Origin of the sequence: Streptomyces sp. NRRL F-2580 (assembly GCF_000720115.1) — a bacterium.
Taxonomy (GTDB): domain Bacteria; phylum Actinomycetota; class Actinomycetes; order Streptomycetales; family Streptomycetaceae; genus Streptomyces.
This window is the reverse complement of sequence record NZ_JOIR01000041.1, coordinates 1-12,702: the sequence shown is the minus strand read 5'-3', so window position 1 is coordinate 12,702 and position 12,702 is coordinate 1. Positions and strand designations below refer to the sequence as shown.

Here is a 12,702-nt window from a genome sequence, read left to right as displayed (position 1 = left end):
ACGACCTCCTTCTCGGGCTCATCGCGAACGCGTGGGCGCACGGGCTGCCGGCTCATCGCAGACGGCGTACGGCGCTCTGGGCGTGCCACCCGGCCAGGCGCAGCGTCTCCGTACCGGCCCGCCCCAGCCACGTCCGTACGTACCGGCGGGCCTCCACGAGGTCGGTCCCCGCCCCCAGCACCTCCTCGACCGCCTCCTCCCGCAGCATCACCCGCCGGGCGCAGACGACCCGTACGCCGCCCCCGTCCGGGACCAGGGACCACTCGCCGCTGTGCGCGGCGATCAGCGGGGACGTCGTCAGCTCCTTGTCGACGATCCGCGCGGCCGAGGGGAAGCACAGCCGCACCGACCGGGTGGTGACCGTACGCCCGCCGGGGGCGGCGCAGGAGTCCACCGTCGCCAGCTGCACACCGGGCACGTCCTCGATCACGCCGACCGATTCCACGTGCGGGACGCGCTCGGGCCAGTCCCCGATCCGGTAGAGGAAGTCGTAGATCAGCTCGGCGGGGCCGTCGACGCGCACGCTGTCCTCGAAGGAGAACAGCAGCTGGTCCAGCCGCTCCCAGCGCTCGGCGACCCCCTTGACGTGGGCGAGCCGCTCGGCCGGCTCCGCCTGCCACTCCCGTCGGCTGCGCTCGCTCTCGGCGGCGGCCAGCCCCTCCAGCGTACGTTCCTGACGCAACGTCAACAGCGATTCGGTCTCGCCGAGCTCCTCGACCGTCCACACGCCGGCGGTGGGCACGCCCGGGCGGGCCGTGTCCTCCTGCTCGAAGGCGACGGTCCTGGCGTGCGGGTCCAGCACCCGCCGTACGTGGAAGGAGCGGACCCTCTCCTCGCGCACGTCCCAGACCCGCAGCCGCTCCCGGACCCCGTCGAAGTCCATCCGCTCGACGTGGACGTACGAGGGCAGCAGGAGCGGCCAGCGGACGGCGTCGGCCAGCAGTCCGTAAACCACGCCGGCCGGGGCGGCCACCCACGCCGTCCGCTCGCTCGCGTGCACGCGCTGCGACGGCACGAGACCCCACCCCCTGATCGTTCCTGCGATGCGTTCCAGGCTGCACCACAGGCTGCACCAGGGGACTTGAGCCTTCCTCAACCGCCGACGGCCGAGGCCCCGCTGAGCCGCCCGGCCTGCCCGACGGCGCCGCCCTGACCGGCCTGGGTCAGTGCGTCGGCCAGCACCCGCCAGATCTCGGCGGCGAGGTCGATGTTGGCGTCCTGCTGCGCCTGCTGCGCCAGATCGCGCAGGCCCCGGATCCCGGAGGGGTCGCCGCCGAGGATCAGCAGCTGATGGCGCAGGATCTCCAGCCGTACCCGGCCGCGGTAGGTCATCCTCGGCTGGTCGGCGGCCAGTTGGCCGAGCAGGGCGCGCGCGTCGTCGTACCGGCCGGTGGCGAACGCGAGGTCCGCCTTGAGGGCGGTCAGGTCCTGCCGCAGCGCCGGCGTGCCCACGAAGGCGAGGGCGGCCTCGGCCTCGCCGGCCCGCCGACGCGCCTGCTCCGGATCGGCCGGCAGCTTCTGCAGGTGCAGCCGGGCCGTGGCCAGCCGCAGCCGGATCCACAGGACCAGGTCCTCCTGACTGCCGAACCGCTCGAGGGCATCGTCCAGGCAGGCCTGCGCGCCCGGGTAGTCGCCCTGGCGCATCCGCACGGCCGCGGCCGTCCACATGGCCTCCGCCCACAGCGCGTCGCAGCGCCCCTCGACGAGGACGGTCAGCTCGTCGGCGTGCACGCGGGCGTCGCTGATCCGGCCGGCCTCGGCCTGTACGGACACCAGCGCCAGCAGGGCGGTGGCCCGGTCCTCCACCCCCAACTCCTCGCCCAGCGCGATCCGGTGGGCCTCGACGGCGGCGTCCAGCGCCGGGTTGATCTCACCGATGGACCGCAGGCAACGGGCGAGCCGGGTCAGGCCCCGCACACGCAGCTCGCACACACCCACCTCCTCGCCGAGCGCGACCAGCCGGGTGAGCCGGTCCAGCTCCACCGCGTGGTCGCCCTGGACGCGGGCGGCCCGGGCGAGGAGCCACAGCGCCTGCCAGCGCAGCACCGGCGGCTCGTGCCCCTCGGCGGCCAGGGCCTGACGGAGGGCCTCGATGGCGTCGGGGGAGCCGGTGGACGCCGCAAGGGTGAGCGCATGGGCCAGCGAGCCGGTCGCCGGCTCCTCGAAGTCGGCCGGCTCCAGGCCCAGTCGGCCGGCCAGGTACCCCACGGCCCGCTCGGTCGGCTGCCGGGCGCCCGACTCCAGACGGGAGAGGTAGCCGGTGGACATGCCCTCGCCGGCCAGCGCCGTCTGGGACAGGCCCTGGGCCATCCGGAGCTTTCTCAGGCGGTGTCCGAACGCGGGCTGTCGCAGCATGAGCATCCCTGAGGTCGCGGGCAAGAAATCTGTCGGGAACCGCCATCGAGCGTAGGACGCCCGGCAACACGCGGGCAAACCTTTGCCAGGGGTTCGCGACGGCTCTCATGCGCACGTCATGCGTTCCTCAAGCGGTCCTCGAACCGACCGAGGCAGACTCTCCAGAACCCGGGCCCCGGCACCGGCCGGAACCCCGCTCTTCTCGCATTCAGCGCCTTGGAGTCGATCATGAGGCCATCGGTGTGCGCACCCCGCGCGTCCTGGACGCCCGCAGCACACACCGGGCGCGCGTCCCCCGCCCCCCGGCCCGCCGACCCGACCGACAAGACCCACCCGGACGACGACATCGGCTGGCCCAACCACCGCACCCCGCCCACCCGAGCCCACCGCGGCCGTCCGCGAACGGCGCGACACGCCGGAAGCCGGCCCGTCGCTTTGGCCGGAACCAGGTGAGCCACGGGCGATTGCGGAACCTATGAACCGATTCCAGGAGGCGCCGACAGCCCCCGGCACGGCGGAAACGATCCGCTCGTGATCACGCCCGCGGCGCCGACCGTTTGAGGGACACCATCGACCTGGGCTACGTTCCGGGCACAGCCACGGACACCACTGAACGCTCCGGGAGTTGTTCCACCGAGCTGTCGAGACGCGACCGAGGGCGCCCCCGCGCCGGTGCGTGCGGCGCGCCCTCCGCCACGCCCCGACAGCTCCGGCACGAAAGGCCGTCAGCCGTGAACGACCCCTCAGCCGCCGAGCGCCCCGACGACACACGCCCGACGCCGTCCTGGTCGCTGACGGTGCCGCTCACCGGCGCAGCGTGCGCCGTGCTCCGCTTCGGCGGCGTCTGGTCCTGGTGGGCCCTGCTGTGAGCCCCCCTGCTCGCCGCCGCCGTCGCCGGCATCGTCCTCGAGTGGCGGGTACTGGCACGCAACCGTTGGCGCATGGGAATCATCGAATGGCTCCTGCTGGCCACCACCCACCTCGGCTCCGCCGCCGCAGCGGGACTCGTCCTCGGCCTGTGACCACCCAGCCCGAACCCGCCGACCGTCCTTCGGGCGCCTCGCCGCGCCGGCGGCTCAGCTGCCCTTTTCGGTGATCATGGTGAGCAGTCCGTGGGGCGTGTTGTCGGCCGAGAAGAGCTCGGAGAGCTCGACGCCTTCGAACGTCGGGACCTCGGCGTTGCGCACGAACATGGCCTGCTCGTACTCGGTGAGCGCGGCCTCCGTGTCGTCGGGGTGCGCGGCGAGGGCCCTGCCGAGTTCGGCGCCGTCGAGCAGGGCCAGGTTGGCGCCTTCGCCGTTCGGGACCCCGAGGTGCGCGGCGTCGCCGAGCAGGGTCACCCCCGGCACCCGGTCCCAGCGGTGCCCCTCCGGCAGAACGTAGTGCGGACGCAGGACCGGCGCGGTGTCGCCGTCGGTGATCAGCGCGGTGACCTCCGGCGCCCAGCCGTCGAACTCCCGCGCGATCCGCGCGGTGGCCGCGGCGGCATCGGTGAAGTCGATGGCGGCGAACCAGTCCAGCGGCCTGGCCAGCGCCACGTAGGTGTGCAGGGTGTCGCCGCTCTCCCGGTGGGCGAAGATCTCCCTGCCCGGCGCGGGCACGATCAGCATCCCGCCGCCGACCGCCTTCGCGGTCGCGGGATGGCGGGTGTCGGCGTCGAACAGGTACGTCTCGACGAACGAGGTGCCCGCGTACTCGGGCGTGGCGGCGGAGAGCAGCGGCCGCACCCGTGACCACGCGCCGTCCGCCCCGACCAGCAGACCGGTGACGACGGTGCCGCCGTCGGCGAACGTCACCTCGTGACGGCCCTGGCCGAGGGCCCGGGTGCCGGCGGCCTTGCGCCCCCACCGGACGGTGCCGGCCGGGAGCGAGTCGAGCAGGATCCGGCGCAGTTCACTGCGCTGCACCTCGGGGCGCCCACCCGTGCCGTCGTCGGCCTTGTCGAACAGGACGCTCCCGTCCCGGTCGAGGACCCGCATCGCCTGCCGGCCCTCCAGGACGATGGCGCGGAACTCGTCCATCAGCCCGGCCGCCTCCAGGGCGAGCTGCCCGTTGTAGTCGTGGATGTCGAGCATCCCGCCCTGCGTGCGCGCCTGCGGGGAGGACTCCGCCTCGTAGACCGTGACCGGGATTGCGTGGACGTGCAGGACGCGGGCCAGGGCGAGCCCGCCGAGTCCCGCGCCGATGATCGTGACGGGTGTGCGCATGGTGGCTCCTCGGGACCGGGCCGCCGGTGGATCCGGCCGGCCGTCTCCGGAAAGGTGTCAAGGCCCGCCAACAAGCCGCCGACAGCGGACCGACAGCCACCGACACCCCCCGACAGACGACCGACACCGTTCCTGTCCGCCGATGCCATGCCATGCGGTGCCGTGCCGTGCCGTGCGGTGCCGTGCGGTGCCGTGCCGTGCGGCGGCCGGGCCCCGCGCTCAGACCGCGTACAGGTCGAAGGTCGACCCCCGCTTCGGCCCCGCCTGCACGTCCAGCGCCGGATCGACCGTCAGCATCGCCTGGTGCAGCCGCTGGAGCTGCGGCGACGGCTCCACTCCCAGGTCCTCGATCAGGCGGCCGCGCAGCCGCCGGTACACGTCCAGGGCCGTCGCCTGCCGCCCCGAGCGGTACAGCGCCACCATCGCCTGCGAGTGCAGCCCCTCGTGCTGCGGATGCCGGGCGATCAGCTCGGTGAGCTCGGCCAGCAGCTCCGTGTGCCGGCCCAGCCGCAGGTCCACGTCGATCCGCCGCTCCACGGTGACCAGCCGGCTCTCCTCCAGCCGCATCACCTCGATCTCCAGGATCGGACCCACCCGTACGTCGACCAGCGCGGGTCCCTGCCACAGCGTGAGCGCCGCGCGCAGCATGGCCGCCGCGCTCTCGTCGTCGCCCCGCTCGAAGTCGCTGTGGCCCCGGGTCACGAGGCTCTCGTACTCGTGCACGTCCACCGCGTCCGGCGGGATCTGCAGCAGGTACCCGCCGTGCCGCGTGACAAGGACCTCTTTTGCGCCACCGGCGCTGCCCGGGCCGCCGCCGCCCGGCCCCATGGCGGTACCCAGCTGCCGGCGCAGCTGGAGTATGTACGTCTGCAAGGTGGTGAGAGCGCTCTGCGGCAGGTTGGTGCCCCAGAGCTCCTCCATGAGCGTGGGCACCGGCACCATCCGGCCCGGGTAGAGGGCGAGGAGCGTCAGGATCTGCCGCGGCTTGCGTGCGGTCGGAACGATCGAACCCCCGTTGACCTCGGCACTCAACGGACCCAGCACCTTAATCTTCACGGTCTCCTCCGCAAGTCGTCGACTCCCTCGTTTTTCGGCCTTCGACTCGGGGCACGGTAGCGGTACTTGAGCGATGTCACCGGATTCTCGAGCCCTCTTCGAGCCCCTCTCCACGCCCCCGTCCCGCAGCCGTGGAACAGCCCCGCACCCAGGCGGAACACGGCACGGACCCCGCCCGGGGGAGGACCGCTTCACCCGGGGCGCCGGCCACACCGGAACACCAACGCGAACGCCGGACGTCAGGTACCCGTCCGGCCTCCGTACGCGCTGCCGTGCCGGGTACACCCTCCGACGCCCGTCCCACCCGCCCACCGGTCCGGTCCGTCCGCGACCACCGCGACCGCCGCGATCACCGCGACCGCCTGCGGGAGTTACGCGCCCGCCGCCTCGGCCCGGTCCGCGTCGCCCGGCAGCACCACGCCCGCCCGCACGGCACCCGGCGGCGGCGTCACCCCGTCCCCGTTCCTCTCGACGGCAGCCGCACCACCACCGGTACGGGCCGTCCCTCCCAGCGGCGCCGCCCACAGCGGTACCACCGTCTCACCGCTCACGGACCGCTCCACCGCCCGCTTCCTCCCGCCCCGCCCCGAGGAACTCCGCGGCCCCGCCGGATCCCGGCCCGTCCGCCGCGCCACGCGGCGCCCGGGCGCGGTACTTGCGTAGGCCCTCGGCCTCCACGAGGCCCGGCAGCAGCCGGGCCCACAGGGCCGCCACCTTCCGCTGCAGCTCCCGGTACGGCATCCCGGTACCGGACATGACCTCGATCCCGCACGCCACGGCCGCCACCAGCGCCTCGGCGCCCTCCCACTCGCGGTCCGCCGCCGGCAGTTCACCCGCGTCCCGCGCCAGCCGGAGCAACGTGGAGACCACCGAGATCCACGCGGCGTGGAAGTCCACCACCACCGACTGCGCCCCGACGGGCCCCCGGGGCCCGGCCCCGCACTCCTTGGTGATCCGGAAGCTCGCCGGGACCGCCGGATCCTCGTACAGCGCCCCGGCCAGCCAGTGCGTGATGTCGATCAGTGCCTGCAACGGCGAGGACCCCGACTCGCGCAGGGCCCGTACCTCCTCGTGCAGCAGGGTGTAGCCCCGCTGCTGCACGGCCTCCGCCAGCTCGTCCTTGGAGGCGAAGTGAAAGTACAGCGCCCCCTTCGTCACCCCGGCCGCGCCCGCGATCTCGCCCAGCGTCGCGCTGGCGTAGCCGTTGCGGTGGAACATCTCGGCCGCGGCGTGGACCAGCCGCCTACGGGTTCGCTCCGACCTCTCCTGCACCGAGCCGTCCCCTCTCGCCCCGCCGCCGACCGGCAGGGTCCCGCGCACCTCAGACCCGTACGAGCCGCTCGCCCCCGGGCTCCACGCCCGGCTCGGCGAGGCTCTCGGGCCCCGCCATCAGGATCGAGCGCTGCAGCCGCCGCAGCGCCACCGACGGCTCCAGCCCCAGCTCGCGCACCAGCGTCCCGCGCAGCCGCTGGTAGACGTCCAGCGCCTCGCCGCGCCGGCCCGAGCGGTGCAGGGCGAGCATGAACTGGCCGTGCAGGTTCTCGTGCGTGCGGTACCGGCTCGCCAGCACGGTCAGTTCGGCCAGCAACTCCCGGTGCCGGCCCAGCCGCAGGTCCGCCTCGATCCGCTGGTCGAGGGCGCACAGCCGCGTCTCCTCCAACCGTCTGGCCTCCATGTCCAGCTGGACCCCGCCCTGCACGTCGGCGAAGGCGGGCCCGCTCCACAGGGCCAGTGCCTCGCGCAGCAGCCGCGCGGCGGCGGGGAAGTCGCCCGCGTCCATGGCGCGGTAGCCGGTCCCGGCGAGTCGGTCGAACTCCCGCACGTCCAGGACGCCGCCGCCGCTGCTCAGCAGATAGCCACCCGGCAGGGTGACGAGTATGTCCTTCGCGGTCCGCACGGGATCGCCGGGATCCCGGGGACCCCCGGGATCCCGGGGGTCCCCGGGATCCGCACCGGCCTGCGCGCCGTGGGCCGCGCCCCGCTCCAGAGCGTTCGCGATGAGGGCACGTAACTGCAGGACGTACGTCTGGAGCGTCGTGCGCGCGCTGCGCGGCGGTTCGCCCGCCCACAGCTCCTCGATCAGCGCCGATACGGGCACCACCTGGTCGGCATGGAGGGCCAGGAGCGCCAGGACCTGCCGGGGCTTGGGGGCGGTCGGCGTGATGGAGATCCCGTTCTCCCGCACAGCCAACGCGCCCAGTACATCGATGTCCACGCCGTACTCCCCTGTCCTTGGATGAGTCGCACAGCAAGTAGAAAACAGGACCGACGGTTTGTCAATATCAAACCGGTTGCGCTGTTTTGCAGACCAACACGACCTGACTCACTCTCAAAAACCCGCCCCCAGCTGGGATTTCATCCAACCCCCGCAACCCCGGAGCGGCCTCCGCGTCCCTCGATCGCCCCCACCGCGGCTGCCGGGATCGACTCTCGCGCTTCTCTAAACAGACCAACCAGTCTGCTACGGCGCCCCGTTACGTGAGGGAACCGCGGCCGGCGCCGGCTTCGCCGGCCGACCCCTCGGCCACGAGCCCGCCCAGGGCCCCGTCGGCCGCGAGCCGGGGGAGCGTCAACGTCCAGAAGCGGGTGAGGGCGTGGGGCGCGAGCCAGTCCCCGTCACGGGCACCCAGGGCCTCCAGTCCCACGGTGGCGGCCACCACCACGCCCGCCGCGTCCTGCGGGGAGAGCCCGTCGGCCAGCACGCCCTGCCGCGCCGCGGCCCGCGTCACCGCCTCGACCCACAGGCGCCACTGACGGCGCAGGTCGATCGCGCTCCTGCGGGAGACGTCCGCGCACAGCAGGAAGGCGGCCCGCACCACCACGTCCGCCGCGAGCAGCGCCAACAGGGCGTGGGAGGAATCCACCAGCACCTGCAGGGCGTTGCCGTCCACCGCCGCGGACGAGGCCGCGACGCCGCCCCACCGCTCGGTGGTGACCCGCCGCAGCGCCTGCGCCGCCCGGTCCTCGACGGCCCGGGCGAGCACGGTCTTGTTCTCGAAGTGGAAGTGCAGACCGCCGGCGCTCACGCCGGCCCGTCGGCTGATCGCCGCGATCGACGCGGTGACGAAACCCTGCTCGGCGAACACCTCCGCGGCGGCGCGGATCAGGGTCTCTCGCGTGCGGGCCGCACGCTCCTGCTTGACCATGGAGTCTCCACAAACCGTCAATGCGGTTTGCCCAAGGGGGTACAAGATCTTGTCGGCCACAGTCTGCGGTCGCACCGGAGCGCGGCTCGTTTCCCGCTGGAGCCGATGTGCGTAAGAGGCGTACGCCAACCCGCCCTGCGGCCGCACTCCCCACGTCGTATACCCCGGCCCCACGCGCCTTGACCCTGCGCGCCTTCACCCCGCGCGTCTGCGCCGTGCGCGTCCTCACCCCGCGGTCCTCATCCCGCGGTCCTCACCGCGGGCGCGCTCTCAGGACAGCGCCGGCTCGGGTTCCGGTGCCGGGTCGGTCCCGATCCCCATCTCCGCGGTCACCCGCCGCCCCCGGTCGGGGCCCAGGTCCAGCCTCGCGAGCACCGCGGGCGTGGAGATGCTCGGGTAGATGTGCTGGTAGACGGCGGCCACCCGCTGTTCGAGGTCCGTCCGGTCGTTGAGGGTCTGGGAGAAGATCTGGGCGCCCGTCCAGCAGGCGGAGAGGATCCAGGCCGTCTCGGCGGGATCGACGTGGGGGAGGAGTTCGCCCTGCTCCTTCGCCTCGCTGAGCAGGGCGCGCGTGAACTCGATCCAGCCCGGCACGGACCCTCCGCCGAAGATGTCGCGCATGCCCGGGCCCAGCGAGAGCCGGGCCCCCGCGCTGAGCATCGGCTCGTGCTTCATCCGGTACGCCAACACCATCGCCACGTCGGCGAGTTCCTGGAGCTTGCTCTCCCGGTGGGGCACCCCGCCTTCGGCGAACTGCTCCTCGAGCACGCCCTGGGCCAGCTCCTGCTTGGAGGAGAAGTGGAAGTAGAGGGCGCCCTTGGTGACCCCCGCCCGCGCGAGGATGTCCGCGATGGTGGCCGCGTCGTAGCCGCGCTCGTCGAAGACCGCCGCCGCCGCTTCCAAGATCGCGCGACGCGTACGTACCGCACGCTCTTGCCGTGCCACGGTGCCTCCGTTGTCCAAGGGTCGTGCCTGACGGATCCCCTGACAGGATCCGTCACCCCATCATCCGTCACCTCATCAAAACCAACCAGAAGGTCCGTATTTTAGTCAAGCGCCTCTCCCCAGCCGGGCATCACAATCCGTCACCTCTCCACCAAAACCCCACACCCCCTTCCATCACTTCCCTCCCTTGCGCCTCACACACCCCTGTTCTCGGCCCCCAGCACCACCGGCAGCTCCCGCAGCCCGTTGGAGATGAACGACGCCACCCGCGGCAGCTCCCCGCCCCGCGCAACCGCCGGCTCCGCCTCCGGGAACCTCTCGAAGAAGCGCTCCACGGCGATCGCGCACTCGGCCCGCGCCAGGGTCGCCCCCAGGCAGTAGTGCGTCCCGAAACCGAAGGACAGGTGCTGACCGCGGGTCTCGCGGGTGACGTCGAAGCGCTCCGCCCCCGCCCCGTGCAGCTGCGGATCCCGCCCGACCGAGCCGAAGGACACCAGGATCGGGTCCCCCTGCGGGATCACCACCCCCTCGCCCATGTCGATGTCCTCCACCGCGAACCGCAACAGCCCGTACGAGGCCGGCGGTTCGATGCGCAGCGCCTCCTCGACCACGTCCTCCCAGGATCCGAGCCCCTCGCGTACGGCCTTCAGCTGCTCCGGGTGGCGCAGCAGTTCGTGCAGGGCGGTGCAGATGAGGTTGACGGTCGTCTCGTACCCGGCCGTGAAGAGCAGGATCAGGTTGTCGACCAGCTCCTTCTCGCTGAGCCGTACCCCCTCCTCCTCGCCGCCCGAGTCCCGGGCGGCGATCAGCACGCTGGTGATGTCGTCTCCCGGGTGCGCCCGCCGGTACGCGACCACGTCGGCCATGGTCACGTCCATGTCCACGGCGTTGCGCTGTGCGTCCTCGACCGTGATCGTCGTGTCGAAGAAACCCTTGATGATCTTGTGCAGGGGCGCCCAGGACCGCTCCGGGATCCCGAACAGCTCGAAGACCATCCGGGTCGGCAGCTCGTGCGCGAACCCCGCCCGCAGATCGACCGTCCGGCCCGGCGGCAGCGCGGCCAGGCCGTCCAGCAGCCCGTCCACGACCTCCTCGATCCTCGGCCGCAGGGCGGCGACGCGCCGCGAGGTGAACGCGGCGGCGACCGGCTTGCGCAGGCGCGTGTGCTCCTCCCCGTAGGCGGTGATCATGTTCTGCACGGAGACCCAGATCGACAGCGGCCACTCGGCGCCGACCTCTCCGCTGATCCACGCCGGCCAGTGCCGGTAGGCGTCCTTCGACACCCGCGGATCCACCAGCAGCCTGCGGATGTCGGCATGCCGGTTGACGGCCCAGCCCCTCACCCCGCCGGGCAGCAGCACCTGCGCCGCCGGCGCCTGCTCCCGGATGCGCGCCGCCTCGGCGTGCACGTCCGCTCCGGAGAGGTCGATCGCTATGGGGCACTGACGGTTCATCTGACGACTCTCCAGGATGGCGGCGAACATTGGTCACAGGGGGCAGCGGACTGCCGACACCCTGCGTTCAGAAACCATCCATCCGGTTCTTTAGTGACCGGCGGCGGCCCTGATTCTGACATTGCCCCACCCCGCCTGCCAATGGTTTGCCGAACGGGTTCCACCACGTGACGATCATTCAAGTGCGGCCTGAAAGTCGCCCGTTGAACAACATGTGACGATGGCCTGCCGGACCGGCGCATATGACCGGAAGGCCTTCTCCCACTTGGGCCGTGATCCCTCGCATCGCGCGCAGCGGCCGCCATCCTGATATTCGCTGGTCGACGTCGCGGCGGCCCCGCACTGTCTTGATCGGCCACCCCCGACGATGGCGCACGAGCGACATCCACTCTCCCTCCGCACCTTGCAAACCAAACCGGAGAGTACGTATCTTGCGTCTCGCGTACGCAACCCGTCCCATCCGTCAAACGGCTCTGCGGGAGAGGTCCCATGACCATGCTGACGACCCGGAACCACGCGCCCGCCCTCCCGCTCAGGGGAGTGGGAGAACCCTGGACGCGCTGCAACGAGGCCCCCGTGCTGACCACCACGGTGCCCAGGGAGTACGTCCACCGCAGCTCACTCGCCGAGGTCTTCCTCACCGGCTGCGACCGCATCTGCGACGACACCTTCTCCCTCACCGGACAGTGGCCCCGCGCCCACACCTTCTTCACCAGCGCCGACGGCCGCGGCCACGACCCCGTACAGGCCGGCGAGACCATCAGACAGGCCGGCCTCTACCTCTGCCACGCCGTCTACGGAGTCCCCCTCGGCCACAACGTCCTCCTCTGGAGCCTGGACTTCACCTCCCGCCCCGAGCAACTGCGCATAGGCCGCGGCCCGAGCGACCTCGACATGACCGCCCGGTGCACGGACTTCACCTGGAAGGGCAGCCGCTTCTCCGGCTTCCTGCAGGTCGACATCCACCGAGGCGGCGAACTCGCCGCCTCCGGCACCGCCCGCTTCACCTGCGTCGCCCCCACCACCTACCGCCGGCTGCGCGGCGAGCGCGGGCACGCCGGCTTAACGCGCCCCCTCGCCCGCCGCACCCCCGTACCCGCCGCCGCCGCGGGCCGGCTCGTCCCCTTCGACGTGGTCCTCGCCCCCGCAGACCGGCCCGGCCGCTGGCTGCTGAACCCCGACCTCGACCACCCGATCCTCTTCGAGCACGCCAACGACCACCACCCCGGCATGGTCCTGGTCGAAGCCGCCCGCCAAGCCGCCTGCGGACTCCACCTCCCCGGTACGTTCACCCCCACCGGCCTGTCCACCGAGTTCCACCAGTACGCGGAACTGGACACCCCCTGCTGGGTGGACGCCACCGTCGTCGCACCCGGCCGCGTCGAGATCACCGGCCACCAGGACGGCCGCACCGTCTTCACCTCGACGGTCACCGGCCGCCACGAGGAGAGCCACGCGATGTTCCCCCTGCGGTGACCGGCGCGGCCCCACACCGGCCGGGCCGACACCCCTCGCGGTGACACCCGCCCGCCCCCCCAC

At 72.5% G+C, this 12,702-nt stretch carries 12 protein-coding genes; 2 read left to right on the top strand and 10 right to left on the bottom strand.

Annotation, left to right across the window (positions count from 1 at the left end; all coding sequences use genetic code 11):
* Positions 1 to 52: 52 nt before the first annotated feature.
* Both IF88_RS0133020 and IF88_RS0133015 read right to left on the bottom strand, forming a co-directional pair.
* Positions 53 to 1,015 carry an SRPBCC family protein gene (locus IF88_RS0133020; protein ID WP_030720975.1) on the bottom strand — a complete coding sequence of 321 codons (963 nt, stop codon included), beginning with the start codon at positions 1,013 to 1,015 and terminating at the stop codon, positions 53 to 55.
* A 77-nt stretch (positions 1,016 to 1,092) separates the two neighbouring features.
* Positions 1,093 to 2,355 (bottom strand): helix-turn-helix domain-containing protein, encoded by a 1,263-nt coding sequence (locus IF88_RS0133015; protein WP_030720972.1) that lies wholly within the window; start codon positions 2,353 to 2,355, stop codon positions 1,093 to 1,095.
* A gap of 731 nt (positions 2,356 to 3,086) precedes the next feature.
* On the opposite strand from IF88_RS0133015, the gene IF88_RS46890 reads away from it, so the two are divergent.
* On the top strand, positions 3,087 to 3,224 hold the full coding sequence (locus tag IF88_RS46890) for a hypothetical protein (RefSeq protein WP_158754714.1): 138 nt from the start codon (positions 3,087 to 3,089) through the stop codon (positions 3,222 to 3,224).
* A 207-nt stretch (positions 3,225 to 3,431) separates the two neighbouring features.
* Here IF88_RS46890 and IF88_RS0132995 read toward each other — a convergent pair whose 3' ends face one another.
* The 8 genes from IF88_RS0132995 to IF88_RS0132960 all read right to left on the bottom strand — a co-directional run bounded on the left by IF88_RS0132995 (position 3,432) and on the right by IF88_RS0132960 (position 11,163).
* Positions 3,432 to 4,562, bottom strand: a complete 1,131-nt coding sequence (locus IF88_RS0132995; protein WP_030720966.1) for an FAD-dependent oxidoreductase — start codon at positions 4,560 to 4,562, stop codon at positions 3,432 to 3,434.
* A 219-nt stretch (positions 4,563 to 4,781) separates the two neighbouring features.
* Positions 4,782 to 5,618 (bottom strand): AfsR/SARP family transcriptional regulator, encoded by an 837-nt coding sequence (locus IF88_RS0132990; RefSeq protein ID WP_030720963.1) that lies wholly within the window; start codon positions 5,616 to 5,618, stop codon positions 4,782 to 4,784.
* Positions 5,619 to 5,989: 371 nt separating this feature from the next.
* The gene (locus IF88_RS0132985; RefSeq protein ID WP_030720960.1) at positions 5,990 to 6,169 is read right to left on the bottom strand and encodes a hypothetical protein; all 180 of its coding nucleotides are present in this window, start codon (positions 6,167 to 6,169) and stop codon (positions 5,990 to 5,992) included.
* Positions 6,159 to 6,890 carry a ScbR family autoregulator-binding transcription factor gene (locus IF88_RS48525; RefSeq protein WP_107050683.1) on the bottom strand — a complete coding sequence of 244 codons (732 nt, stop codon included), beginning with the start codon at positions 6,888 to 6,890 and terminating at the stop codon, positions 6,159 to 6,161. The genes IF88_RS0132985 and IF88_RS48525 overlap by 11 nt, the downstream gene beginning before the upstream one ends.
* 49 nt (positions 6,891 to 6,939) lie before the next feature.
* The gene (locus IF88_RS0132975) at positions 6,940 to 7,833 is read right to left on the bottom strand and encodes an AfsR/SARP family transcriptional regulator (protein ID WP_030720954.1); all 894 of its coding nucleotides are present in this window, start codon (positions 7,831 to 7,833) and stop codon (positions 6,940 to 6,942) included.
* Positions 7,834 to 8,092: 259 nt separating this feature from the next.
* Positions 8,093 to 8,764, bottom strand: a complete 672-nt coding sequence (locus tag IF88_RS0132970; protein WP_037807941.1) for a TetR/AcrR family transcriptional regulator — start codon at positions 8,762 to 8,764, stop codon at positions 8,093 to 8,095.
* Between the two features lie 270 nt (positions 8,765 to 9,034).
* Entirely contained in the window at positions 9,035 to 9,709 is a 675-nt protein-coding gene (locus IF88_RS0132965; protein WP_030720943.1) for a ScbR family autoregulator-binding transcription factor, read from the bottom strand.
* A gap of 194 nt (positions 9,710 to 9,903) precedes the next feature.
* The gene (locus tag IF88_RS0132960; protein WP_030720941.1) at positions 9,904 to 11,163 is read right to left on the bottom strand and encodes a cytochrome P450 family protein; all 1,260 of its coding nucleotides are present in this window, start codon (positions 11,161 to 11,163) and stop codon (positions 9,904 to 9,906) included.
* Between the two features lie 489 nt (positions 11,164 to 11,652).
* Between IF88_RS0132960 and IF88_RS0132955 the strand changes: the two genes are divergently transcribed.
* Positions 11,653 to 12,639, top strand: a complete 987-nt coding sequence (locus IF88_RS0132955; protein WP_234323775.1) for a ScbA/BarX family gamma-butyrolactone biosynthesis protein — start codon at positions 11,653 to 11,655, stop codon at positions 12,637 to 12,639.
* Positions 12,640 to 12,702: the final 63 nt, after the last annotated feature.